Below are 24,711 nucleotides of genomic sequence, written 5' to 3'. Positions count from 1 at the left end.
CTGAGACTGCTAACTTCCTGTTTTTGTTGGTGTTGTCCTTACACCGTCCAATCATGATTGGTGGAGCTGGCGGGAGTTGAACCCGCGTCCGAAATTCCTACGTCCTCGGTACTACATGCTTAGTCAGTCTTTACATTCGCTTGCCAGCTGCGGACGGACACGCCACTAACAAACTAGCCTGATTAAGTTTTAACGCTTCAACCCCAGGCAGGGCCTCCACGCGATCTCTTTTGGGTTTGACCTCTCTTGATCCCCGTCCTAAGAGCGGAGGCTAGGGAGAGAGGGCTCTAAGCAGGTTATTAAGCTGCTAAAGCGTAGTTTTCGTCGTTTGCGACTATTTTTTGCGGCTTTTTACGAGGCCAACCGCCCCTCGGCATGCACCTTGGGTTTCGCAAATCCCGTCGAATCCAGAATCAGCCCCAATGTGTAAAGGTAAGTATACCAGATTTATGAGCGCCATGACCAGCCTCAATGGCGTTATCGTTAAAGATTTAGCGACCATGTAGCCTGATTTTTATTCGATTTAGCAATGGGATGGCAACATTTTCGTCGGATGTGATAGCCAATAAGATGTTCATTCGCGCCGCCGGAGAGGGAGGCGCGGTGAGGAACTGGTCAATAATTGGAGTGCAGGTTTAACGGTGAGCGTTTTTCATGATACGCGCTTTATCCACCTGCCATTCGCGTTCTTTGATATCTGAACGTTTATCGTGCTGTTTCTTACCTTTGGCGACGCCGATTTTCACTTTGCACCAGGCATTTTTCCAGTACAGGGAGAGCGCCACTACGGTATAGCCTTCTCGATTGACGCGACCGTACAATGAGTCCAGTTCGCGCTGGTTGAGAAGTAACTTGCGGGTACGGGTAGGATCGCACACCACATGCGTGGAGGCCACGGCCATTGGCGTGATGTTAGCGCCAAACAGAAATGCCTCTCCGTCACGCAGAAGGACGTAGCTGTCGCTGATATTGGCTTTTCCTGCGCGCAGGGATTTAACCTCCCAGCCTTGCAGGGCAAGTCCCGCTTCGAACTCTTCTTCGATAAAGTATTCGTGACGGGCGCGCTTGTTAAGCGCGATGGTCGCTGAACCAGGTTTATGTGCTTTTTTCTTCGTCATAAGCGTCGTGAATCATCGGTAATCTGAAATCGAAAACACCCCATATCAATCCTGCGGGGGACAAGGCTCTATCTTAGCATGAACCCGATGTTACCCAGCGCCGGGATAGCGTTTTTTTTACAGCAGGATAAATGATATTATTTGTTGGATTTTTGTTGATGGAAATTGTTATGCCTCAGATTAGCCGGACCGCACTGGTACCCTACAGCGCGGAGCAAATGTATCAGTTAGTGAATGACGTTCAGTCTTATCCTCAGTTTTTGCCGGGTTGTACCGGAAGTCGGATTCTGGAGTCCACTCCTGGGCAGATGACTGCGGCGGTAGATGTCTCTAAGGCTGGGATCAGCAAAACGTTTACTACCCGCAACCAGTTGACCAGTAACCAAAGTATTCTTATGAATCTGGTGGATGGGCCGTTCAAGAAATTGATTGGTGGATGGAAGTTTACGCCGCTGAGCCAGGAGGCGTGTCGTATCGAGTTTCATCTCGACTTTGAGTTTACCAATAAGTTGATTGAACTCGCTTTTGGTCGCGTGTTTAAAGAGCTGGCGTCTAATATGGTCCAGGCTTTTACGGTTCGTGCGAAAGAGGTTTACAGTGCCAGGTAAAATTGCCGTTGAGGTGGCTTATGCGCTACCTGAGAAGCAGTACCTGCAGCGCGTGACGCTGCAGGAGGGCGCGACGGTTGAAGAAGCTATTCGCGCCAGTGGCTTGCTGGAGTTGCGTACCGATATCGATTTAACTAAAAACAAAGTCGGCATTTACAGCCGTCCGGCAAAACTAAGCGATAGTGTGCATGATGGCGATCGGGTGGAGATTTATCGCCCTCTCATTGCCGATCCGAAAGAGCTTCGCAGGCAACGAGCAGAAAAATCAGCGAATAAATAACAGACAGAAAAAAGGTGCTCATTGAGCACCTTTTTTAACGTCTTTGAGAGCAACTTTATTATTAGTTACCACTCAGCGCAGGTTTGTTATCAATATTGGTCAACACACCGCTACTGTTAAAGGTTAGCGTCAGCGTTTGCTGCGTTACACCTTCATGACCTGGTTGCTGGCGGAAGACATAGAACCAGGTATTCGTACCAAATGGATCGGACATCAGCGGTGTACCCAATGCGTACGCAACTTGTTGTTGCGTCATGCCAACACGTATTTTGGATACGTCGTTAGCGGTCAGATAGTTCCCCTGGTTGATGTCAGGACGGTAAACCACTCGCTCCAGAGTGGAACAGCCTGCGGTCAACATCAATAGTACTGCTGCTGCAGCAGTCAGCGTTTTACAGCGCATAGTGATTTGATTCCTTTTCGGGCCCGAGCAGTACGTGGCTCATCTGTAATATGCCGATGATAATAGACCTTTCATCACTTTAAAACCTTTTGCTTTCCGGTCTTACGGCGTTTTGCTGTTTACTCTGACCGTGAAGCAGGAAAAAAGTTTACGCCGCAAGCAGTTCTTTCGCATTCGCCAGTGTGTTACGTGTGACTTCACTGCCACCAAGCAGGCGCGCCAGCTCTTGTAACCGCGCTTTTTTATCCAGAGATTGCATATGCGTTTCTGTCATCGCACCATCGGTTTCTTTGCTGACAAAATAGTGTTGATGACCACATCCCGCGACTTGTGGCAGGTGGGTAACACACATCACCTGAGTTGATTCGCCGAGTTGACGCAGCAGTTTGCCGACAACTGCCGCTGTTGGACCGCTAATCCCTACATCCACTTCATCAAAAATCAGTGCCGGGGTTTCCATTTTACGCGCCGTGATGACCTGGATTGCCAGTGCGATGCGGGACAATTCACCACCGGATGCGACTTTGGCAATAGGCTGCATTGGCTGACCTGGGTTGGTGGTTACCCGAAACTCAATACGATCGGCACCGTCAGCGCCCAGGTGATGCTCGTCAAATTTAACATCAATCGTAAACTGCCCATGCGGCATTGAGAGCGCATGCATACTGTCGGTGATCAGCTGTGCAAGTTCTTCTGCATAATGCTGGCGTTGCTGGTGTAATGCGCGCGCCGTTTCCAGTGCCTGCTGATGATGTTTCGTTACCGCCAGCGCGAGCGTTTCTTGTGAGTCGGCCTGATCGTCCAGTTGCTGCTGTTCTTCCAGTAGCGACTGGTAATACTGTGGTAATGCCTCAGGGCTGACGTGATGTTTACGTGCCAGCGAAATCTGTTTTGAGATGCGCTGTTCAAGTTCAAACAGTCGGTTGGGATCGAGATCCAGACGATCGCAGTAGTGGCGCAGTTCGTCGCTGGCTTCAGCGATCTGGATGGTAGCTTCTTCCAGCATATCAAGTACGCCGGACAGTTTGCTGTCCATGCCAATCAATTCGCTCACCAGTTGTTTAGCCGTGTAAAGCTGACTTTGCAGGTTTGCGTCTTCACCGTCGGCCATTAATGCCAATGCATTCTGGCTGGTGGTCAGCAATTGACCGCTGTTCGCCAGACGTTTGTACTCTTCGTCGATTTGCTCAAACTCTCCGGGCTGCGGATTAAATTCGTTAAGTTCTTTTAATTGGTATTGCAGCAGTTCCGCACGGGCGGCGCGTTCCTGACTTAACTGTTGATGATGCGCGAGGTCACGGCAGCTTTGATGCCACAACTGATAACGTGCGGTCATTTCCTGGAGTAGAGAGGTTTCATTGGCATAGCCATCAAGCAGGAACTTTTGGTGCTCGGGTTTGGTGAGTAACTGATGAGCGTGCTGACCATGGATCTGAATCAGCAACTGACCCAGTTCGCGCAGTTGTGACAGAGGAACAGCTGTACCGTTGATGAAACCACGGGAGCGACCATCGCTGCTGATCACGCGACGAAGCAAACATTCATGCCCGTCTTCAAGCTGGTTTTCTTCCAGCCAGCGCAGGGCCGCTGGCGTATCTTTCAGAGAAAAACGGGCGCACAGGTCAGCGCGAGCAGCGCCGGTACGCACCATGTCGGCTTCAGCGCGACCACCGAGACAAAGACCGAGGGCATCTATTGCAATAGATTTACCCGCGCCGGTCTCGCCAGTTATTACGGTCATGCCGCTATGAAAATCAATCTCAAGCTCACGAACGATAGCAAAGTTGCTGATGGTCAGTTGTGCCAACATAGTCGTTTTCCTGTATGAAAAACCATTACTGTTATTGTGTACAGTATAAACTGGTTTTATATACAGTAAAGAGGCTGGCGTAAAATTAGAATAATTTTTTTGACCAGCCGAGCTTGGTGCTTAATATATTGAAATAACTGTAATCTTTCGGATGAATCAGATTCAGATGGTAATCACAGCGACGAATCAGGACATCTTCACCTTCCTGAATCGGCAGTGCTATCTGGCTGTCGCAACTGATTTCCAGGTCGTTACGGCGATGCGAAAAACGCAGACGGATCGTGCTGCTGCTGTTTATGACCAGTGGTCGTGCTGACAACGTATGCGGGAACATGGGCACCAGGGTAATCGCATCCAGAGAGGGGGTCAGAATAGGACCGCCCGCAGAGAGGGAATAGGCGGTGGAGCCTGTTGGCGTCGAAATAATTAGCCCATCAGATCGCTGAGAAAACGCAAAGATCTCGTCGATATACACTTCGAACTCTATCATATGCGCCACTTTGCCTGGATGAAGTACCACTTCATTTATCGCGGTGCTGATGCGTTTCTGGCAATCTTGCTGACAGACTTGCGCTTCCAGCAAAAAACGTTTCTCGCTGATGTAGTGACCTTCCAGCACATCGGCTAATTGTTGCTGGGCGTTATCGGGGTCAAGGTCAGTCAGGAAACCCAGGTTGCCACGGTTGATTCCAATAACTTTAATATCGTAACGGGCGAGCGTGCGCGCCGCGCCCAGCATATTACCGTCGCCACCAACGACTACCGCGAGATCAGCCAGTTGCCCAATCTCCGCGAGCGTGCCAGTTTTCACATTCTTCAGTTGCAATTCGTGAGCGATTTGTTGCTCAACGATGACCTCGTAACCTTTTGTGCACAGCCAGCGGTAGAGCATTTCATGTGTTGTCAGTGCAGTAGGGTGCCGTGGGTGTCCCACAATGCCAATACACTTGAAATGATTATTCATTTTTCCGAGGTCCTTGTTGCGAAGATTGATGACAATGTGAGTGCTTCCCTTGAAACCCTGAAACTGATCCCCATAATAAGCGAAGTTAGCGAGATGAATGCGAAAAAAACGCGGAGAAATTCATGAGTAGTAAAGAACAGAAAACGCCTGAGGGGCAAGCCCCGGAAGAAATTATCATGGATCAGCACGAAGAGATTGAGGCAGTTGAGCCAGAAGCTTCTGCTGAGCAGGTGGATCCGCGCGATGAAAAAATTGCGAATCTCGAAGCTCAGCTGGCTGAAGCCCAGACCCGTGAACGTGACGGCATTTTGCGTGTAAAAGCCGAAATGGAAAACCTGCGTCGTCGTACTGAACTGGATATTGAAAAAGCCCACAAATTCGCGCTGGAGAAATTCATCAACGAATTGCTGCCGGTGATTGATAGCCTGGATCGTGCGCTGGAAGTGGCTGATAAAGCTAACCCGGATATGTCTGCGATGGTTGAAGGCATTGAGCTGACGCTGAAGTCGATGCTGGATGTTGTGCGTAAGTTTGGTGTTGAAGTGATCGCCGAAACTAACGTGCCGCTGGACCCGAATGTGCATCAGGCTATCGCAATGGTGGAATCTGATGACGTTGCGCCAGGTAACGTACTGGGCATTATGCAGAAGGGTTATACGCTGAATGGTCGTACGATTCGTGCGGCGATGGTAACTGTAGCGAAAGCAAAAGCGTAATTTCTGTTTTCGTAATAATTCACGGCCCTGCATGCGAATGCAGGGCCGTTTTCGTTACTCCGCCACACTCTCGCGCAGCGGTTTCACAGGAAAAACTTTTACCTGCTTAATCATATTGTCCTGTACGTCGAGAATATCTATATCGTACTCGCCAATACGCACGCGGGTGCCTGCGACAGGGATCTCTTCCAGTGCCTCAAGAATGACGCCATTAACCGTGCGGGCATCATCTTCCGGTAGATGCCAGTTAAAGGCTTTGTTGATTTCCCGCACGTTGGCGGTGCCATCGATAATCACCGAACCGTCGTTTTGCGGCGTGACCTCTTCGGCAAGTGTTGGCGACATCGACGTAGTGAAATCGCCGACAATCTCTTCCAGAATATCTTCAACCGTCACCAGCCCTTGAATGTCTCCATACTCGTTGACGACCAGGCCGACTTTCTTTTTGTTGCGCTGAAACTTTACCAACTGCGTGCTGAGCGGCGTACCTTCCGGCACAAAATAGATCTCGTCCGCGGCGCGCAGCATGGTTTCTTTGGTGAACTCTTTTTTCTCCGACATCAACCGCCAGGCTTCACGTACTCGCAGCATACTGATGGCGTCGTCCAGCGAATCACGGTAGAGCACGATGCGCCCGTGAGGTGAGTGGGAGAGTTGGCGCAGAATAGATTTCCAGTCATCGTTGATATCAATACCGATAATTTCACTGCGCGGCACCATGATGTCATCAACGGTCATTTTTTCCAGATCGAGCACCGACAGCAGCATATCCTGATTGCGACGGGAAATTTGTGAGCGCGATTCGTGCACGATAGTGCGCAACTCTTCTTTGCTCAAAGAGCCGCTGACCACGATATCGGTTTTGATGCCCATAATGCGCATTAACATGCGGGTGATAGCGTTCAGCAACCAGACCAGCGGCATCATCAAAATTTGCAGCGGTGCTAACAGAATACTACTCGGATAAGCGACTTTTTCCGGGTATAGCGCAGCGATAGTTTTCGGCAACACTTCGGCAAAAACCAGCACCACAAAGGTCAGCACACCAGTCGCAATTGCCACGCCCGCATCGCCGTACAAACGCATCCCAACAATAGTGCCGAGCGCGGAGGCAAGAATATTGACCAGGTTATTGCCGATTAACACCAGGCTTATCAGGCGGTCTGGCTTACGCAGCAATTTTTCGACGCGTTTGGCCGAGCGATTACCCTGTTTCGCCATATGTCGCAGACGATAGCGGTTGAGGGTCATCATTCCGGTTTCGGACCCGGAAAAATAGGCTGAAATGACCACCATGATGATCAGAATAATGATCAACGTAGTAGTAGAAATGTGTTCCAGGGGAAACTCCTTTTCTGGGTTTAGCTGATTAACTGCTGGACAATTCGGCTGCCGAAGTAGGCCAGTGTCAGAATGACTGCACCCGCAACGTTAAACCAGACGACGCGGCGTCCACGCCATCCTTCATGATAATGTCCCCACAGCAGCACAATATAGACAAACCACGCCACGATAGAGAGCACAGCCTTGTCGATATTTTCCATGCTAAATAAGTTGTGCATGTAGAACAGGCCAGTGCAAAGCGTGAGCGTTAGCAGCACCACGCCAATCTGCGTGATGTGGAACATTTTACGCTCGATACTCATCAATGGCGGCATTTCCTGGTTAAACGCCAGCTTCTTGTTCTTCAGTTGGTAATCAATCCACGCCAGTTGCAGCGCGTACAGGGCGGCGATAATTAGCGTGGCATAGGAAAAGAGCGATAAGCCAATGTGCACCAGCATCCCAGGTGTAGCTTCCAGATGGGTGATGTATTCATTGGGCATGAAGGTTGCCAGCGCCAGGTTGATAAGCGCAAAGGCATAGACAATGGGTAGCAGCAACCAGCCACGATTGCGAGAAGCCACAATGGTCATTACCGTACAGATCATCAAACTGACCAATGAACCAACGTTCAGCAGGCTGAGGTTTTGTCCGCTATCACCGTCGGGCAGGATGCGGGCTTCCAGAGCGATTGCGTGGCAGACCAGCGCAATGACCGCAGAAATAATAGCCATGCGCCGCCAGCCGCCGTTTTTTTGCAGCAGACCGGGAACAATCAGCGCAAGACTGACGGAGTAGGCGACAAGCGCGAGCAGAGCAAAAACGGGCATAGTAATGTCGACAGTTTGAGCAATAAGAAAGAGAAGCAGTATAGCGTCAGGTGAACGCTGCTCCAACCGTTGCATAACAACAAAGACGCCTTCATGTTATACTGCGGCAAAATACTGATGATGTGTCGCGATTGCGGCCAACCGTTTCCACCCCAGGCGAGAGACAATGTTTGATAATTTAACCGATCGTTTGTCGCGCACGCTGCGCAATATCAGTGGCCGTGGACGCCTCACTGAAGACAACGTAAAAGATACGCTGCGCGAAGTGCGCATGGCGCTGCTGGAGGCGGACGTCGCTCTGCCGGTAGTGCGTGAGTTTATCAATCGCGTAAAAGAGAAAGCGGTTGGTCATGAAGTTAATAAAAGCCTGACGCCGGGGCAGGAGTTCGTCAAAATCGTCCGTAACGAACTGGTTGCGGCGATGGGCGAAGAGAACCAGACCCTGAATCTGGCGGCACAACCGCCTGCGGTCGTGCTGATGGCGGGCCTGCAAGGTGCCGGTAAAACCACCAGTGTCGGTAAGCTCGGTAAGTTCCTGCGCGAGAAGCACAAGAAAAAAGTGCTGGTGGTTTCTGCCGACGTTTATCGTCCAGCGGCAATCAAACAGCTTGAGACGCTTGCAGAGCAGGTGGGCGTTGATTTCTTCCCTTCTGATGTTGGTCAGAAGCCGGTAGATATCGTTAACGCGGCGCTGAAAGAAGCCAAACTGAAATTCTACGACGTGCTGCTGGTGGATACCGCTGGTCGTCTGCACGTTGACGAAGCGATGATGGACGAGATCAAACAAGTCCATGCGTCCATAAATCCGGTTGAAACCCTGTTTGTGGTTGACGCCATGACCGGTCAGGATGCGGCCAATACGGCAAAAGCATTCAATGAAGCGTTACCGCTGACCGGCGTAGTGTTGACCAAAGTGGACGGCGATGCCCGCGGCGGTGCGGCGCTCTCTATTCGTCACATCACTGGCAAACCGATCAAGTTCCTCGGTGTTGGCGAGAAAACTGAGGCGCTGGAGCCGTTCCATCCGGACCGCATCGCGTCGCGTATTCTCGGCATGGGCGACGTACTGTCGCTGATCGAAGATATCGAAAGCAAAGTTGACCGCGCGCAGGCAGAGAAATTAGCCAGCAAGCTAAAAAAAGGCGACGGCTTCGATCTCAACGACTTTCTTGAGCAACTGCGCCAGATGAAAAATATGGGCGGCATGGCTAGTCTGATGGGCAAGCTGCCGGGCATGGGGCAGATCCCGGATAACGTCAAGTCACAGATGGACGATAAAGTGCTGGTGCGTATGGAAGCCATCATCAACTCGATGACGATGAAAGAGCGCGCTAAGCCAGAAATCATCAAAGGTTCGCGTAAACGCCGTATTGCTGCCGGTTGCGGTATGCAGGTGCAGGACGTTAACCGTCTTCTGAAACAGTTCGACGACATGCAGCGCATGATGAAGAAAATGAAGAAGGGCGGAATGGCGAAGATGATGAGAAGCATGAAGGGGATGATGCCGCCGGGATTTCCTGGTCGCTAAATGACCTTATGCGACAGAGTTATTAACTGCTGATTGCATTTTCTCCAGAAATCAGTAAAATTTTCGGGCTTTTAATATGACACCGGACTCCGTTCCTCGATGGGGTCCGGTTGTTTTATTCACACAAGAGGATGTTATGGTAACTATTCGTTTAGCACGTCACGGCGCTAAAAAGCGTCCGTTCTACCAGGTTGTTGTCGCTGACAGCCGTAATGCACGCAACGGTCGCTTCATCGAGCGCGTTGGTTTCTTCAACCCAATCGCTAGCGAAAAAGAAGAAGGCACTCGCCTGGATCTGGATCGCATCGCTCACTGGGTTGGCCAGGGCGCAACTATTTCTGATCGCGTTGCTGCGCTGATCAAAGAAGTAAACAAAGCAGCTTAATCTGTCACGGTGGTCATGATGAGCAAACAACTCACCGCGCAAGCACCTGTTGATCCCATCGTTTTGGGAAAAATGGGTTCGTCTTACGGTATTCGTGGGTGGCTCAGAGTGTTTTCTTCCACCGAAGACGCCGAAAGCATTTTTGACTATCAGCCCTGGTTTATCCAGAAGGCGGGTCAGTGGCAGCAAGTCCAGCTGGAAAGCTGGAAGCACCACAATCAGGACATGATCATCAAGCTGAAAGGCGTTGACGATCGTGATGCGGCGAACCTGCTGACAAATTGTGAAATTGTCGTGGATTCATCGCAGCTGCCTCAGCTTGAAGAGGGTGACTACTACTGGAAAGACCTGATGGGCTGCCAGGTAGTAACCACTGAAGGCTACGATCTCGGTAAAGTCGTCGATATGATGGAAACCGGATCCAATGACGTTCTCGTCATTAAGGCAAACCTGAAAGATGCGTTTGGTATCAAGGAACGTCTCGTACCGTTCCTCGATGGGCAGGTTATCAAGAAAGTCGATCTCACTACTCGTTCAATCGAAGTAGATTGGGATCCTGGTTTTTAAACCACCGGATAAACGGTAAAAGACGGCGCTATGTGGATTGGCATAATTAGCCTGTTTCCTGAAATGTTCCGCGCAATTACCGATTACGGGGTAACTGGCCGGGCAGTTAAAAATGGCCTGCTGAGCATCCAGAGCTGGAGTCCTCGCGATTTCACGCATGACCGGCACCGTACCGTGGACGATCGTCCTTACGGCGGCGGACCGGGGATGTTAATGATGGTGCAACCCTTGCGGGACGCCATTCATGCAGCAAAAGCCGCGGCGGGTGAAGGCGCAAAGGTGATTTATCTTTCACCACAGGGACGCAAGCTTGATCAAGCGGGCGTCAGCGAACTGGCAACGAATCAAAAATTGATTCTGGTGTGCGGTCGCTACGAAGGTATAGATGAGCGCGTGATCCAAACCGAAATTGACGAAGAATGGTCAATCGGCGATTACGTTCTCAGTGGTGGTGAGTTACCAGCAATGACGCTGATTGACTCCGTTTCCCGGTTTATTCCGGGAGTACTGGGACATGAAGCCTCGGCAACGGAAGATTCCTTTGCTGAAGGATTGCTGGATTGCCCGCACTATACGCGGCCTGAGGTGTTAGAAGGGATGGAGGTTCCGCCAGTGTTACTGTCGGGCAACCATGCCGAGATACGTCGCTGGCGTTTGAAACAGTCGCTGGGCCGTACCTGGCTTAGAAGACCTGAACTTCTGGAAAACCTGGCTCTGACTGAAGAGCAAGCAAGGTTGCTGGCGGAGTTCAAAACGGAACACGCACAACAGCAACATAAACATGATGGGATGGCGTAAGCCCCCGAGATATCAGTTTACCCAGGATAAGAGATTAAATTATGAGCAACATTATTAAGCAACTTGAACAAGAGCAGATGAAGCAGGACGTACCTTCCTTCCGTCCGGGTGATACCGTGGAAGTGAAAGTATGGGTTGTTGAAGGTTCCAAAAAACGTCTGCAGGCATTCGAGGGCGTGGTTATCGCTATTCGTAACCGCGGTCTGCACTCTGCATTCACTGTTCGTAAAATTTCCAACGGCGAAGGCGTTGAGCGTGTCTTCCAGACTCACTCTCCGGTAGTTGACAGCATTTCTGTCAAACGTCGTGGTGCTGTTCGTAAAGCTAAACTGTACTACCTGCGTGAGCGTACTGGTAAGGCTGCTCGTATCAAAGAGCGTCTTAACTAAGATTTCGCTTAAGCGACATCCTGTTAAGAAGGGCTGGCCAATTGGCTGGCCCTTTTTTTATCTGTTTGCTCGTGTTTTAAGGGGTAGTAATCACCACTGCGACGCGGCGGTTCTCGGCGCGGCCCTGGGCGGTCTTGTTACTGGCTATGGGATATTTTTTTCCTAAACCCTGTGTGGTGAGATTGCTGCGTGGAATTTGTCCACCCATAGCCCATGCATCGGCCACGACATTCGCCCGTTTCAATGATAAGCCTTCGTTGTAACTGTCTTCACCATAGTTATCGGTGTGTCCATCCATACGGGCATGTGTTAGCCCTGTCGAGGCCAATTTGGCTGCCATGGTTTGGATCTGTTGCTGGCTTTCCGGGAGCAATTTGTAGTCATTTTTTGCGAACAGAATGGCATCTGATAAGCCCAGCGACCAGTCGCCGGCGGATTCAGTAAATCCATAAGATTGCATAGCGGCGACTTGCTCAGGAGTAAACTTTCCCTGAGGGGACTGGCAGCCAGTCAGTATTAGTGAGGTGAAAATCAGGGGTGCTACCAGGTGCTTTATCATATCGATATATCCTTGTTATCTCACCAGCTTTTCGGCACGCTGGTGTTTGGCCTGATACATATTGTGATCGGCCAGCTCTTGTAATTTTTCCGCAGAAGCGTGCGCAATGGTCATTGCGTAACCAATGCTTAATGTCATGGTGGTCTGATGGCCATTATGAAGATCAAACGGGAGATTAAAGATTTGTGTCAGTGCTGAGCATATCTGCTGCACTTCAGATTCCGACTGTACATCATAGAGCACCATAGCGAATTCATCGCCGCCCAGGCGGTATGCTTTATGTCGCAGCCCGCCAAATTCAGCTAACCGTTTTGCGATTTCAATCAAGACTCTATCGCCCGTCGCATGACCCCAGGTATCATTGATATATTTGAAATTATCGCCATCAAGAAATAGTAACGCCGACGTTTTTCGGGCATCGGAATTGTTCATCAACGTATTGATGCCGCTACGAAACGCTGCGCGGTTAGCCAGCCCGGTTAATGGGTCATGTAGCGCGGTACGCAGAAGCTGCGCATTTTTGGCCTGTAAACGAAGCTGCCACTCTTCCATTTCATCCAGCAGACTGTTGAAGTCGAGAGCGAAGCGGTGAAACTCAGCGATACGTTCTTCCGAAACTCGTCGGGAAAAATTGCGGTTGGAACGCACATCATGTACGACATCGGTGATATTTTTCAGTGCTTCCACCAGGCCATTGTGCAAATGGCGGGTGAGGGTAATTGCGATTCCTGATGCCAGCAGAATACAACCGGTCAGTACGGCGAGCGAAAACCAGATAAAATGGCTGATTGAACTGTCGCGAGCGGTTAAGCGTACTTCGCCAATGGTTTCACCATTGTGACGAATCGGCTGAATGATGGGGGCAGGGAAGAGCCAGTGGCTTATGAAATTGCTGAAAGTATCGCCTGGATCCTTACGGGTGTAATGCCAGGATGCCAGAATATTTTGCTGCTTATCACGTACTTCTGCAGTTGAAAATTGCCCTTGCTGGCCCAGCGCTGCCAGTGTTTCAGTTGCTGCAGGGCCATCGGCAAAAACGACAGCTGCTTCCAGACTGTAAGTCATTGTTGCTGCTGTCAGTGCCAGGTTTTTTTGCGCGTACTGTTTCAGGGTCAGCACCGAGGTCACGGAAAGCAGCAACCAGATCAGCATCATAGTGATAAATATGCTGGTCATACTGATGTTGCGTAATGCTCTTTTAAACGTGGGGCGCTTATTAAGAGAATTATCGTTATCCATCATTTTTCTTCCGTGCGAGCATTAAGACATCCGGGTTGACCTTTACACCGCTACGCGATAAGGCATCCAGGTTTACGGCAAATCTGACGTCATTATTGTGGATGATCAGACAAAAGGCGCTACCAATAATGCACTCGGTATTTTGTTCGGCAATTAATAATAACGCCTTTGACGGATATTGTTCGGTTAATTCCATCTGGAATGTCGGTGACTCGTTGCCAAAATAAAAACCATTGCAGCCTGAAATCATCGCCTCTTGTTGAGTGTGAATGATGACAGGCAGATAAGGCAAAGATGTCGCGGCATTCTCTTGTAGGGCGGTACTAAAACGTGAAGATGAAAAGATACATAACTTTGGTGGCCCTGATAGCGCAGGCCAGCGGGTGTAACTGACAATACCGGAAACCATCATACGCACGTTTTTCGCAACGTCAGAAGGCTCCTGAGCGAGTATTGGTGCTCCCGTCAGCAGGAGAATCAGCAGTAAGAACAGTCGGTGAGAAAAACGCATTCAGGGATCCCCACCATCTTCGCTCGAAATGCATCGATATTTTTTCAGAATGCTCATTAAAATATCATTATTTCATGCGGTCGTCATCATTGTGAGAAATAAAACATAATGAGTAAAATCTTATGTTTAATTTATTTGTGGGGTTTTAATTAATTTAATCGTATTGCGCTGGCATTTTCATCAGCCCCTTTTTGCCATACTTCATGCAGTTGGCTGGCATTTTCAACATTGTTGCAGCTGGCAGGAAAGCTTTTACCGGAAAGTCCTCGGGCATAAGTAAAATCGGTCTGGCAAGTTTTCTTTTGTCCTTCGGCATATCCTTTAAGGTATAGACCGCGATCCGCCTGTGAATCGCTAAATGCATCGTCATCTTTTATGGCGCTGCCCGATATCGCATCTTCCATACCAACATCATACCAGTCGGTGCTGGTCAAGGTTGGCGCGTGAGTATAAGGATCAATCTGGCATCCGCTAACCAGTAAAGCCAACAAGGGGGCGATAAACTTTTTCATCATTTCTTTCTCCTTTTTCAAAGCATAGCGGATTGTTTTCAAAGGTGGTGTAAATTTATCTATACAGAATCAAGGGTTGAAAGCGCGAATAAATTGCTTCTGTAAAGAAAAATGTACGAAATATGGATTGAAAACTTTACTTTATGTGTTATCGTTACGTCATCCTCGCTGAGGATCAACTATCGCAAACGAGCATAAACAGGATCGCCATCATGCAAAAAGACGCGCTGAATAACGTACATATTACCGACGAACAGGTTTTAATGACTCCGGCACAACTGAAGGCCGCTTTTCCATTAAGCCTGCAACAAGAAGCCCAGATTGCTGACTCGCGTAAAACCATTTCAGATATTATCGCCGGGCGCGATCCTCGTCTGCTGGTAGTATGTGGTCCTTGTTCCATTCATGATCCGGAAACTGCTCTGGAATATGCTCGTCGATTTAAAGCCCTTGCCGCAGAGGTCAGCGATAGCCTCTATCTGGTAATGCGCGTCTATTTTGAAAAACCCCGTACCACTGTCGGCTGGAAAGGGTTAATTAACGATCCCCATATGGATGGCTCTTTTGATGTAGAAGCCGGGCTGCAGATCGCGCGTAAATTGCTGCTTGAGCTGGTGAATATGGGACTGCCACTGGCGACGGAAGCGTTAGATCCGAATAGCCCGCAATACCTGGGCGATTTGTTTAGCTGGTCAGCAATTGGTGCTCGTACAACGGAATCGCAAACTCACCGTGAAATGGCCTCCGGGCTTTCCATGCCGGTTGGTTTTAAAAACGGCACCGACGGCAGTCTGGCAACAGCAATTAACGCTATGCGCGCCGCCGCCCAGCCGCACCGTTTTGTTGGCATTAACCAGGCAGGTCAGGTTGCGTTGCTACAAACTCAGGGGAATCCGGACGGACATGTGATCCTGCGCGGTGGTAAAGCGCCGAACTATAGCCCTGCGGATGTTGCGCAATGTGAAAAAGAGATGGAACAGGCGGGACTGCGCCCGTCTCTGATGGTAGATTGCAGCCACGGTAATTCCAATAAAGATTATCGCCGTCAGCCTGCGGTGGCAGAATCCGTGGTTGCTCAAATCAAAGATGGCAATCGCTCAATTATTGGTCTGATGATCGAAAGTAATATCCACGAGGGCAATCAGTCTTCCGAGCAACCGCGCAGTGAAATGAAATACGGTGTATCCGTAACCGATGCCTGCATTAGCTGGGAAATGACCGATGCCTTGCTGCGTGAAATTCATCAGGATCTGAACGGGCAGCTGACGGCTCGCGTGGCTTAAGAGGTTTATTATGGTTGCTGAATTGACCGCATTACGCGATCAAATTGATGAAGTCGATAAAGCGCTGCTGAATTTATTAGCGAAGCGTCTGGAACTGGTTGCTGAAGTGGGCGAGGTGAAAAGCCGCTTTGGACTGCCTATTTATGTTCCGGAGCGCGAGGCATCTATGTTGGCCTCGCGTCGTGCAGAGGCGGAAGCTCTGGGTGTACCGCCAGATCTGATTGAGGATGTTTTGCGTCGGGTGATGCGTGAATCTTACTCCAGTGAAAACGACAAAGGATTTAAAACACTTTGTCCTGCGTTACGCCCGGTAGTTATCGTTGGCGGCGGCGGTCAGATGGGACGCCTGTTCGAGAAGATGCTGACACTATCGGGTTATCAGGTGCGGATTCTGGAGCAACATGACTGGGATCGAGCGGCTGATATTGTTGCCGATGCCGGAATGGTGATTGTTAGTGTGCCAATCCACGTTACTGAGCAAGTTATCGGCAAATTACCGCCTTTACCGAAAGATTGTATTCTGGTTGATCTGGCATCAGTGAAAAATGGACCATTACAGGCCATGCTGGCGGCGCACGATGGCCCGGTACTGGGGTTACACCCGATGTTCGGCCCGGACAGCGGTAGCCTGGCAAAGCAAGTTGTGGTCTGGTGTGATGGACGTAAGCCGGAAGCATACCAATGGTTTCTGGAGCAAATTCAGGTCTGGGGCGCTCGGTTGCATCGTATTAGCGCTGTCGAGCACGATCAGAATATGGCGTTTATTCAGGCACTGCGCCACTTTGCTACTTTTGCTTACGGGCTGCACCTGGCAGAAGAAAATGTTCAGCTTGAGCAACTTCTGGCGCTCTCTTCGCCGATTTACCGCCTTGAGCTGGCGATGGTCGGGCGACTGTTTGCTCAGGATCCGCAGCTTTATGCCGACATCATTATGTCGTCAGAGCGTAATCTGGCGTTAATCAAACGTTACTATAAGCGTTTCGGCGAGGCGATTGAGTTGCTGGAGCAGGGCGATAAGCAGGCGTTTATTGACAGTTTCCGCAAGGTGGAGCACTGGTTCGGCGATTACGCACAGCGTTTTCAGAGTGAAAGCCGCGTGTTATTGCGTCAGGCGAATGACAATCGCCAGTAATAATCCAGTGCCGGATGATTCACATCATCCGGCACCTTTTCATCAGGTTGGATCAACAGGCACTACGTTCTCACTTGGGTAACAGCCCAATACCTTCATTGAACGGGTGATTTCCCCTAACTCTTTCAATGCTTTTTGCATTTCCGCTGATTCAAGATTGGCCTGAATATCCAGATAAAACATCTCTTCCCATGGATTACCGTGAATCGGGCGTGATTCCAGACGGGTCATAATCAGATTGTGGTTGCGCAGTACCAGCAACGCTTCAACCAGCGCACCGGCTTGTTGCCCGGTCGCCATTAACAACGTCGTTTTCGCCGGAACCTGATCAGACACGTTAATGGCTTTACGCGCCAACACCACAAATCGGGTGAAGTTTTGTCGCTGATTCGCTTCAATCCGCTCCAGTACCTGCAAACCGTACAAAGTGCCGCCAGCTTCGCTTCCCAACGCAGCAACATGCGGTGATTTTGCCTGTGCAACCTTTTCCATTGCCGCAGACGTACTTTCGGTATATTCAATCTTCCAGTGCGGATAACGATTAAGGAATTTGCTGCATTGCTGGAATGGCTGCGGATGGCTGTAGACCGTATTGATGGTGGATAAATCAGTCGTGCCGGAGACTAACAAACAATGGTCGATAGTTAACGTCATCTCGCCAACAATCGACAAGCTGGTATGTTGCAGCAGATCGTAAACGTCATTTATGGCACCGGAGCTGGTATTTTCAATCGGTACGACGGCATAGTCGGCCTGGCCGGTTTCCACCTGATTAAAAATATCGGCAAATTTGGCGCAGCCACTTTCAATGAATTGCTCAAAGTGACGCGCAGCATACTGGCGCGCCGCAAGATGGGAATAAGAACCTTTGGGGCCGAGAAAAGCGATGCGTGCTGAGTGCGGATTAATTTTATTGAGATGTTGTTGGAGCAAAGCCTGCTGAGTTAATACGGAATCTTCAATGATGAGCTGGAACAGGCGAGTAATGTAATGGGCGTCCAGATGGTGCGCTTTACCGAGCGTAATTAATCTTTCCAGTAAATCGCGTTCACGATCAATATCACGTACCGGGCGATGCGAGAGCAGTTTGGCTTTTCCCACCTCGACGGCCAGTTCGCGCCGCTCTGCGAGTAATGCTAATAATTTTTCATCCAGCGCGCTGATTTTCTCTCGCAGCGCCAGTAACGGGTTTTCCGATGTCATAGTGTTGCCTTTTTGTTATCAATAAAAAAGGCCCCCCGATTTGGGAGGCCTTATTGTTCGTCTTCGCATTCTGTTTCACACGACGAAACGCCTCCCATTCAGGGGAAGGTAAAAAAGAATGCGAAGAAAAACGGTGTATGTTTCATGTTTGTTTCCTTAAGTGACTTTAGTACAGTACCCGTACTGTTTTCACGCTGTCAACAAAAAACGCGCCCGAAGGCGCGTTGGCGATACACTCAATATAAAGGACTACTCTTCTTCAACTTCTTCGACGAAGTTGGCGTCTTTCACCGATGTTGCGGCACGACGTGCTTCGCCTTTGTGCTGCAGTTTATTGAGCTGCCGTTCCAGCTTGTTGATCAATTCGTTAATTGCGGTGTACATATCTTCATGTTTACCACTGGCAACCAGAACGCCGTTAGGTGTATTGATTGTGGCGTCAGCAACAAACCCTTGTGGCTCTTTGGACAGAATGATATGTGGATTAATCAGATGTGTTTGCCATTTTTCCAGTTTGGCGAGACGGTCTGCGACATGTTGGCGGATGGCCGGAGTAATTTCCATTTGTTTGCTGGTAATGTTCATTGTCATAAATTTTACCTCTTGTCTTCCCGTCTTGGTGAATTCAGCATACCGTTCCTGATGTCAAAATGTGTGATGGAAATCTCATAATTTTGTCACTTTTTGTCAACGAATCTTTTTTGTGAGAAATCGCAGGAAGAGGTGTTTTTTTACTTGAGGAATATCTCAAAGCGAGCCATATTTGATGAGATCGATAGTGACTAAATCGCTTCAGTTTCACAACTGACAGAATAAAAAAACGGCAGCTCAAGGGCTGCCGTTTTGTGTTTCAGGTTTCTGTTATGTATTGCTGCTGTTTGCGGCGATGATTTTCGCTACTTTTTCAGCTTGCGCATTCATCTGCATCTGACGGTATGCATTTTCCATCAGCGGCAGCGCATCACGCGTAGCCTGGGTATCCGGGTAGTCGCGCAACATGCCTTCTACGCGGTTAACGACGGCAACCCATGCGCCACGTTCTGTATAGTACTCGGCCACGGAGTATTCATATTTCGCCAGACGATCTTTCAGGAATACCAGACGTTTGGTGGCATCGGTGGTGTACTGACTGTTTGGATAGCCGCGCACCAGTTTGGAAAAGTCACTAAACGCAGCTCGTGCATGTTGAGGATCTCGATCGCTACGGTCAACGCCAAAGAACCCTTGCAGCGCACTGTCATCCAGCGCCATATTGGTCAGGCCACGCATGTACATGACATAATCGATATTCGGATGGGTCGGGTTAAGGCGAATAAAACGATCGATGGCAGCCTGCGCTAACGGCAAATCGGCGTTTTTATAGTAGGCGTAGATGAGATCCAGCTGCACCTGCTGCGAATACGGACCAAACGGATAGCGATTATCTAACGCTTCCAGTTGCGTTATTGCCTGTCTCCAGTTACCGTCCTGCAGCTTTTGTTGTGCAGTCGCGTAAATTTCATTTGGCGGATTATCAGGTACTTCTTCCTTTGACCCCGAGCAACCCGCCAAAAACAGGCTTAGTGTGGCGGCTGCCACCAGATATTTCATGCGCGTCATGACGTTTTGACTTTCCTCAAAATGTAATACGGGAGATTCTCTGTTCCTGCTCCCGGTTAAGACCAGCTACAATAGCACACTATATTAAACGGCAAAGCCGTAAAACCCCAACGATAAACGAAGAAGCAGTATATATGGCACAACGAGTACAGCTCACTGCAACGGTGTCCGAAAACCAACTCGGTCAACGCTTAGATCAGGCTTTGGCCGAAATGTTCCCGGATTATTCACGTTCGCGAATAAAAGAATGGATCCTCGACCAGCGCGTGCTGGTTAACGGCAAACTTTGTGATAAGCCGAAAGAAAAAGTATTGGGTGGCGAGCAGGTTGCCATCAACGCAGAGATTGAAGAAGAAGCGCGTTTTGAACCGCAGGATATCCCGCTGGATATCGTCTATGAAGATGAAGACATCATCGTCATTAATAAACCGCGCGACCTGGTGGTTCATCCTGGCGCGGGTAACCCGGATGGCACGGTACTGAATGCGTTGCTTCATTATTATCCGCCTATTGCCGATGTACCGCGTGCGGGCATCGTCCATCGTCTGGATAAAGACACCACTGGCCTGATGGTTGTGGCAAAAACCGTTCCGGCTCAGACGCGTTTAGTCGAATCTTTGCAAAGGCGTGAAATTACTCGTGAGTACGAAGCGGTGGCGATTGGTCATATGACCGCTGGCGGTACGGTGGATGAGCCAATCAGTCGCCACCCGACCAAACGTACTCACATGGCGGTGCATCCGATGGGCAAACCAGCGGTGACTCACTATCGCATCATGGAACACTTCCGTGTGCACACGCGTCTGCGGTTGCGTCTGGAAACTGGACGTACGCACCAGATCCGCGTGCATATGGCCCATATCACTCATCCGCTGGTGGGCGATCCGGTTTATGGTGGCCGTCCGCGTCCGCCAAAAGGTGCTTCGGAAGCGTTTATCTCCACGCTGCGTAAGTTTGACCGCCAGGCGCTTCATGCAACCATGCTGCGTCTTTATCATCCGATCTCCGGCATCGAAATGGAATGGCATGCGCCTATTCCACAAGATATGGTGGAGCTGATTGAGGCGATGCGTGCCGATTTCGAAGAACATAAGGATGAAGTGGACTGGTTATGAGTAAGCTGATTGTCCCGCAGTGGCCGCTGCCAAAAGGTGTTGCGGCTTGTAGCTCTACTCGTATCGGCGGCGTGAGCTTGCCCCCGTATGACTCGCTCAACCTCGGTGCCCATTGTGGCGATAACCCGGATCATGTTGAGGAGAATCGCAAGCGACTTTTTGCTGCGGGCAATTTGCCTTCTAAACCGGTCTGGCTTGAGCAGGTACACGGCAAAGATGTGCTTAAGCTTACTGGCGAACCTTATGCCTCAAAACGAGCAGATGCCTCTTATAGCAATACGCCTGGCACGGTTTGCGCAGTGATGACTGCCGACTGCCTCCCTGTGCTGTTTTGCAATCGAGCGGGAACGGAAGTCGCCGCCGCTCATGCTGGCTGGCGTGGACTGTGCGCAGGCGTGCTGGAAGAGACAGTTTCCTGTTTTGCTGATAATCCGGAAAATATTCTCGCCTGGTTAGGGCCGGCAATTGGTCCACGCGCGTTCGAAGTGGGGGCGGAGGTTCGCGAGGCGTTTATGGCAGCAGACGCCAAAGCGAGTACAGCTTTCATTCAGCATGGTGATAAGTATCTGGCGGATATTTATCTGCTTGCCCGGCAGCGTCTGGCGAGCGTTGGTGTTGAACAAATTTTCGGCGGCGACCGTTGTACATATACGGAAAATGAGACTTTCTTCTCTTATCGTCGCGACAAGACCACCGGGCGTATGGCAAGTTTCATTTGGCTGATATAACCTAAAGAATCAAGACGATCCGGTACGCGTGATTTTCTTTTCACATTAATCTGGTCAATAACCTTGAATAATTGAGGGATGACCTCATTTAATCTCCAGTAGCAACTTTGATCCGTTATGGGAGGAGTTATGCGTCTGGATCGTCTTACTAATAAATTCCAGCTTGCTCTTGCCGATGCCCAATCACTTGCACTCGGGCACGACAACCAATTCATCGAACCACTTCATTTAATGAGCGCCCTGCTGAATCAGGAAGGGGGGTCGGTTAGTCCTTTGTTAACATCAGCTGGCATAAATGCTGGCCAGTTGCGCACAGATATCAATCAGGCATTAAATCGTTTACCGCAGGTTGAAGGTACTGGTGGTGATGTCCAGCCATCACAGGATCTGGTGCGCGTTCTTAATCTTTGCGACAAGCTGGCGCAAAAACGTGGTGATAACTTTATCTCGTCAGAACTGTTCGTTCTGGCGGCACTTGAGTCTCGCGGCACGCTGGCCGACATCCTGAAAGCAGCAGGGGCGACCACCGCCAACATTACTCAAGCGATTGAACAAATGCGTGGAGGTGAAAGCGTGAACGATCAAGGTGCTGAAGACCAACGTCAGGCTTTGAAAAAATATACCATCGACCTTACCGAACGAGCCGAACAGGGCAAACTCGATCCGGTGATTGGTCGTGATGAAGAAATTCGCCGTACCATTCAGGTGCTGCAACGTCGTACTAAAAATAACCCGGTACTGATTGGTGAACCCGGCGTCGGTAAAACTGCCATCGTTGAAGGTCTGGCGCAGCGTATTATCAACGGCGAAGTGCCGGAAGGGTTGAAAGGCCGCCGGGTACTGGCGCTGGATATGGGCGCGCTGGTGGCTGGGGCGAAATATCGCGGTGAGTTTGAAGAACGTTTAAAAGGCGTGCTTAACGATCTTGCCAAACAGGAAGGCAACGTCATCCTGTTTATCGACGAATTACATACCATGGTCGGCGCGGGTAAAGCCGATGGCGCAATGGACGCCGGAAACATGCTGAAACCGGCGCTGGCGCGTGGTGAATTGCACTGCGTAGGTGCCACTACGCTTGACGAATATCGCCAGTACATCGAAAAAGATGCTGCGCTGGAACGTCGTTTCCAGAAAGTGTTTGTTGCCGAGCCTTCTGTTGAAGATACCATTGCGATTCTGCGTGGCCTGAAAGAACGTTACGAATTGCACCACCATGTGCAAATTACTGACCCGGCAATTGTTGCAGCGGCGACGTTGTCTCATCGCTACATTGCTGACCGTCAGCTGCCGGATAAAGCTATCGACCTGATCGATGAAGCAGCATCCAGCATTCGTATGCAAATTGACTCAAAACCAGAAGAACTCGACCGACTCGATCGTCGTATCATCCAGCTCAAACTGGAACAACAGGCGTTAATGAAAGAGTCTGATGAAGCCAGTAAAAAACGCCTGGATATGCTCAACGAAGAACTGAGCGACAAAGAACGTCAGTACTCCGAGTTAGAAGAAGAGTGGAAAGCAGAGAAGGCATCGCTTTCTGGTACGCAGACCATTAAAGCGGAACTGGAACAGGCGAAAATCGCTATTGAACAGGCTCGCCGTGTGGGGGACCTGGCGCGGATGTCTGAACTGCAATACGGCAAAATCCCGGAACTGGAAAAGCAACTGGAAGCCGCAACGCAGCTCGAAGGCAAAACTATGCGTCTATTGCGTAATAAAGTGACCGACGCCGAAATTGCTGAAGTGCTGGCGCGTTGGACGGGGATTCCGGTTTCTCGCATGATGGAAAGCGAGCGCGAAAAACTGCTGCGTATGGAGCAAGAACTGCACCATCGCGTAATTGGTCAGAACGAAGCGGTTGATGCGGTATCTAACGCTATTCGTCGTAGCCGTGCGGGGCTGGCGGATCCAAATCGCCCGATTGGTTCATTCCTGTTCCTCGGCCCAACTGGTGTGGGGAAAACAGAGCTTTGTAAGGCGCTGGCGAACTTTATGTTTGATAGCGACGAGGCGATGGTCCGTATCGATATGTCCGAGTTTATGGAGAAACACTCGGTGTCTCGTCTGGTTGGTGCGCCTCCGGGATATGTCGGTTATGAAGAAGGTGGCTACCTGACCGAAGCTGTGCGTCGTCGTCCGTATTCCGTTATCCTGCTGGATGAAGTGGAAAAAGCGCATCCGGATGTCTTCAACATTCTGTTGCAGGTACTGGATGATGGGCGTCTGACTGACGGGCAGGGGAGAACGGTCGACTTCCGTAATACGGTTGTCATTATGACCTCTAACCTCGGTTCCGATTTGATTCAGGAACGCTTCGGTGAACTGGATTATGCGCACATGAAAGAGCTGGTGCTCGGTGTGGTTAGCCATAACTTCCGTCCGGAATTCATTAACCGTATCGATGAAGTGGTGGTCTTCCATCCGCTGGGTGAACAGCACATTGCGTCGATTGCGCAGATTCAGTTGAAACGTCTGTATAAACGTCTGGAAGAACGTGGTTATGAAATCCACATTTCTGACGAGGCGCTGAAACTGCTGAGCGAGAACGGTTACGATCCGGTCTATGGTGCACGTCCTCTGAAACGTGCAATTCAGCAGCAGATCGAAAACCCGCTGGCACAGCAAATACTGTCTGGTGAATTGGTTCCGGGTAAAGTGATTCGCCTGGAAGTTAATGAAGACCGGATTGTCGCCGTCCAGTAAATGATAAAACGAGCCCTTCGGGGCTCGTTTTTGTCTATAAGTTAGACGGAAAAGACTATATTTAAGATGTTTTGCCTGAAAAGTGAGCGAACGATAAAGTTTTTATATTTTTCGCTTGTCAGGCCGGAATAACTCCCTATAATGCGCCACCACTGACACGGAACAACGGCAAACACGCCGCCGGGTCAGCGGGGTTCTCCTGAGAATTCCGACAGAGAAAGCAAAAATAAATGCTTGACTCTGTAGCGGGAAAGCGTATTATGCACACCCCGCGCCGCTGAGAAAAAGCGAAGCGGCACTGCTCTTTAACAATTTATCAGACAATCTGTGTGGGCACTCGAAGATACGGATTCTTAACGTCGCAAGACGAAAAATGAATACCAAGTCTCAAGAGTGAACACGTAATTC

General features: G+C 50.0%; 27 protein-coding genes, 1 other RNA gene and 1 other annotated feature. Of the genes, 13 read left to right on the top strand and 15 right to left on the bottom strand.

Features of this window, described 5'->3' with window-relative positions:
* Positions 1–58: 58 nt before the first annotated feature.
* Positions 59–421, bottom strand: a transfer-messenger RNA (tmRNA) gene (ssrA, locus tag ACJHW7_RS11200).
* A gap of 214 nt (positions 422–635) precedes the next feature.
* The gene (gene smpB / locus ACJHW7_RS11195; RefSeq protein WP_000162574.1) at positions 636–1,118 is read right to left on the bottom strand and encodes an SsrA-binding protein SmpB; all 483 of its coding nucleotides are present in this window, start codon (positions 1,116–1,118) and stop codon (positions 636–638) included.
* 170 nt (positions 1,119–1,288) lie between these two features.
* Here smpB and ratA point away from each other — a divergent pair, with 170 nt between their 5' ends.
* Together ratA and ACJHW7_RS11185 are read left to right on the top strand one after the other, a co-directional pair.
* Positions 1,289–1,726, top strand: a complete 438-nt coding sequence (ratA, locus tag ACJHW7_RS11190; RefSeq protein ID WP_001341638.1) for a type II toxin-antitoxin system toxin RatA — start codon at positions 1,289–1,291, stop codon at positions 1,724–1,726.
* On the top strand, positions 1,716–2,006 hold the full coding sequence (locus ACJHW7_RS11185; RefSeq protein ID WP_001117838.1) for an RnfH family protein: 291 nt from the start codon (positions 1,716–1,718) through the stop codon (positions 2,004–2,006). The genes ratA and ACJHW7_RS11185 overlap by 11 nt, the downstream gene beginning before the upstream one ends.
* Before the next feature lie 61 nt (positions 2,007–2,067).
* Here ACJHW7_RS11185 and bamE read toward each other — a convergent pair whose 3' ends face one another.
* The 3 genes from bamE to nadK form a co-directional block, all read right to left on the bottom strand.
* Positions 2,068–2,409, bottom strand: coding sequence for an outer membrane protein assembly factor BamE (bamE, locus tag ACJHW7_RS11180; protein ID WP_001203437.1), 342 nt, complete (start codon positions 2,407–2,409; stop codon positions 2,068–2,070).
* 148 nt (positions 2,410–2,557) lie between these two features.
* Positions 2,558–4,219 (bottom strand): DNA repair protein RecN, encoded by a 1,662-nt coding sequence (gene recN, locus ACJHW7_RS11175; protein WP_000880915.1) that lies wholly within the window; start codon positions 4,217–4,219, stop codon positions 2,558–2,560.
* A gap of 85 nt (positions 4,220–4,304) precedes the next feature.
* Positions 4,305–5,183, bottom strand: a complete 879-nt coding sequence (gene nadK / locus ACJHW7_RS11170) for an NAD(+) kinase (RefSeq protein WP_021557099.1) — start codon at positions 5,181–5,183, stop codon at positions 4,305–4,307.
* 122 nt (positions 5,184–5,305) lie between these two features.
* Here nadK and grpE point away from each other — a divergent pair, with 122 nt between their 5' ends.
* Entirely contained in the window at positions 5,306–5,899 is a 594-nt protein-coding gene (gene grpE / locus ACJHW7_RS11165) for a nucleotide exchange factor GrpE (protein ID WP_001296310.1), read from the top strand.
* 54 nt (positions 5,900–5,953) lie between these two features.
* Here grpE and ACJHW7_RS11160 read toward each other — a convergent pair whose 3' ends face one another.
* Together ACJHW7_RS11160 and ACJHW7_RS11155 are read right to left on the bottom strand one after the other, a co-directional pair.
* The gene (locus ACJHW7_RS11160) at positions 5,954–7,240 is read right to left on the bottom strand and encodes an HlyC/CorC family transporter (protein ID WP_032154090.1); all 1,287 of its coding nucleotides are present in this window, start codon (positions 7,238–7,240) and stop codon (positions 5,954–5,956) included.
* Positions 7,241–7,260: 20 nt separating this feature from the next.
* On the bottom strand, positions 7,261–8,052 hold the full coding sequence (locus ACJHW7_RS11155; RefSeq protein WP_001338897.1) for an inner membrane protein YpjD: 792 nt from the start codon (positions 8,050–8,052) through the stop codon (positions 7,261–7,263).
* A gap of 166 nt (positions 8,053–8,218) precedes the next feature.
* Here ACJHW7_RS11155 and ffh point away from each other — a divergent pair, with 166 nt between their 5' ends.
* The 5 genes from ffh (at position 8,219) to rplS (ending at position 11,719) form a co-directional block, all read left to right on the top strand.
* The gene (gene ffh, locus ACJHW7_RS11150; RefSeq protein ID WP_000460035.1) at positions 8,219–9,580 is read left to right on the top strand and encodes a signal recognition particle protein; all 1,362 of its coding nucleotides are present in this window, start codon (positions 8,219–8,221) and stop codon (positions 9,578–9,580) included.
* A gap of 136 nt (positions 9,581–9,716) precedes the next feature.
* Positions 9,717–9,965 carry a 30S ribosomal protein S16 gene (rpsP, locus tag ACJHW7_RS11145; RefSeq protein WP_000256450.1) on the top strand — a complete coding sequence of 83 codons (249 nt, stop codon included), beginning with the start codon at positions 9,717–9,719 and terminating at the stop codon, positions 9,963–9,965.
* A gap of 18 nt (positions 9,966–9,983) precedes the next feature.
* Complete coding sequence (rimM, locus tag ACJHW7_RS11140; RefSeq protein ID WP_000043335.1) at positions 9,984–10,532, top strand: ribosome maturation factor RimM; 549 nt, start codon at positions 9,984–9,986, stop codon at positions 10,530–10,532.
* Between the two features lie 30 nt (positions 10,533–10,562).
* Positions 10,563–11,330, top strand: a complete 768-nt coding sequence (trmD, locus tag ACJHW7_RS11135) for a tRNA (guanosine(37)-N1)-methyltransferase TrmD (RefSeq protein ID WP_000264777.1) — start codon at positions 10,563–10,565, stop codon at positions 11,328–11,330.
* 41 nt (positions 11,331–11,371) lie between these two features.
* Positions 11,372–11,719, top strand: coding sequence for a 50S ribosomal protein L19 (gene rplS / locus ACJHW7_RS11130; RefSeq protein WP_000065253.1), 348 nt, complete (start codon positions 11,372–11,374; stop codon positions 11,717–11,719).
* Between the two features lie 76 nt (positions 11,720–11,795).
* On the opposite strand, the gene ACJHW7_RS11125 is transcribed toward rplS, so the two are convergent.
* The 4 genes from ACJHW7_RS11125 to ACJHW7_RS11110 all read right to left on the bottom strand — a co-directional run bounded on the left by ACJHW7_RS11125 (position 11,796) and on the right by ACJHW7_RS11110 (position 14,543).
* A complete protein-coding gene (locus ACJHW7_RS11125) occupies positions 11,796–12,278 on the bottom strand; it encodes an OmpA family protein (protein WP_000589828.1) in 483 nt (160 codons plus the stop codon).
* A gap of 15 nt (positions 12,279–12,293) precedes the next feature.
* Positions 12,294–13,520 (bottom strand): diguanylate cyclase DgcN, encoded by a 1,227-nt coding sequence (gene dgcN, locus ACJHW7_RS11120; protein WP_000969029.1) that lies wholly within the window; start codon positions 13,518–13,520, stop codon positions 12,294–12,296.
* Positions 13,510–14,028, bottom strand: coding sequence for a YfiR family protein (locus ACJHW7_RS11115; RefSeq protein ID WP_001212391.1), 519 nt, complete (start codon positions 14,026–14,028; stop codon positions 13,510–13,512). The genes dgcN and ACJHW7_RS11115 overlap by 11 nt, the downstream gene beginning before the upstream one ends.
* A gap of 149 nt (positions 14,029–14,177) precedes the next feature.
* The gene (locus ACJHW7_RS11110; protein WP_001301878.1) at positions 14,178–14,543 is read right to left on the bottom strand and encodes a DUF2799 domain-containing protein; all 366 of its coding nucleotides are present in this window, start codon (positions 14,541–14,543) and stop codon (positions 14,178–14,180) included.
* A gap of 209 nt (positions 14,544–14,752) precedes the next feature.
* Here ACJHW7_RS11110 and aroF point away from each other — a divergent pair, with 209 nt between their 5' ends.
* The gene (gene aroF, locus ACJHW7_RS11105; protein WP_001168032.1) at positions 14,753–15,823 is read left to right on the top strand and encodes a 3-deoxy-7-phosphoheptulonate synthase AroF; all 1,071 of its coding nucleotides are present in this window, start codon (positions 14,753–14,755) and stop codon (positions 15,821–15,823) included.
* A gap of 10 nt (positions 15,824–15,833) precedes the next feature.
* Positions 15,834–16,955 (top strand): bifunctional chorismate mutase/prephenate dehydrogenase, encoded by a 1,122-nt coding sequence (gene tyrA, locus ACJHW7_RS11100; protein WP_000225204.1) that lies wholly within the window; start codon positions 15,834–15,836, stop codon positions 16,953–16,955.
* Positions 16,956–16,997: 42 nt separating this feature from the next.
* Here the strand turns inward: tyrA and pheA are convergent, their stop codons facing one another.
* The 4 genes from pheA to bamD all read right to left on the bottom strand — a co-directional run bounded on the left by pheA (position 16,998) and on the right by bamD (position 19,757).
* Complete coding sequence (gene pheA, locus ACJHW7_RS11095) at positions 16,998–18,158, bottom strand: bifunctional chorismate mutase/prephenate dehydratase (protein WP_000200120.1); 1,161 nt, start codon at positions 18,156–18,158, stop codon at positions 16,998–17,000.
* 21 nt (positions 18,159–18,179) lie between these two features.
* Positions 18,180–18,305 (bottom strand) — a sequence feature (Phe leader region).
* Positions 18,257–18,304 (bottom strand): pheA operon leader peptide PheL, encoded by a 48-nt coding sequence (pheL, locus tag ACJHW7_RS11090; protein ID WP_001386991.1) that lies wholly within the window; start codon positions 18,302–18,304, stop codon positions 18,257–18,259. It overlaps the preceding feature by 48 nt.
* A gap of 102 nt (positions 18,306–18,407) precedes the next feature.
* Positions 18,408–18,749, bottom strand: coding sequence for a ribosome-associated translation inhibitor RaiA (gene raiA / locus ACJHW7_RS11085; RefSeq protein WP_000178456.1), 342 nt, complete (start codon positions 18,747–18,749; stop codon positions 18,408–18,410).
* 270 nt (positions 18,750–19,019) lie between these two features.
* Positions 19,020–19,757 (bottom strand): outer membrane protein assembly factor BamD, encoded by a 738-nt coding sequence (gene bamD / locus ACJHW7_RS11080; protein ID WP_000197686.1) that lies wholly within the window; start codon positions 19,755–19,757, stop codon positions 19,020–19,022.
* Positions 19,758–19,891: 134 nt separating this feature from the next.
* Here bamD and rluD point away from each other — a divergent pair, with 134 nt between their 5' ends.
* From rluD to clpB, 3 genes are all read left to right on the top strand, one after another.
* On the top strand, positions 19,892–20,872 hold the full coding sequence (gene rluD, locus ACJHW7_RS11075; protein ID WP_000079091.1) for a 23S rRNA pseudouridine(1911/1915/1917) synthase RluD: 981 nt from the start codon (positions 19,892–19,894) through the stop codon (positions 20,870–20,872).
* The gene (gene yfiH / locus ACJHW7_RS11070; protein ID WP_000040129.1) at positions 20,869–21,600 is read left to right on the top strand and encodes a purine nucleoside phosphorylase YfiH; all 732 of its coding nucleotides are present in this window, start codon (positions 20,869–20,871) and stop codon (positions 21,598–21,600) included. The genes rluD and yfiH overlap by 4 nt, the downstream gene beginning before the upstream one ends.
* 129 nt (positions 21,601–21,729) lie before the next feature.
* Positions 21,730–24,303 (top strand): ATP-dependent chaperone ClpB, encoded by a 2,574-nt coding sequence (clpB, locus tag ACJHW7_RS11065; RefSeq protein ID WP_001235102.1) that lies wholly within the window; start codon positions 21,730–21,732, stop codon positions 24,301–24,303.
* The last annotated feature ends 408 nt before the right edge of the window (positions 24,304–24,711 follow it).

The organism is Escherichia sp. WS1152, assembly GCF_046487665.1.
GTDB lineage: Bacteria > Pseudomonadota > Gammaproteobacteria > Enterobacterales > Enterobacteriaceae > Escherichia > Escherichia coli.
This window is presented reverse-complemented; position numbering and strand designations above follow the sequence as displayed.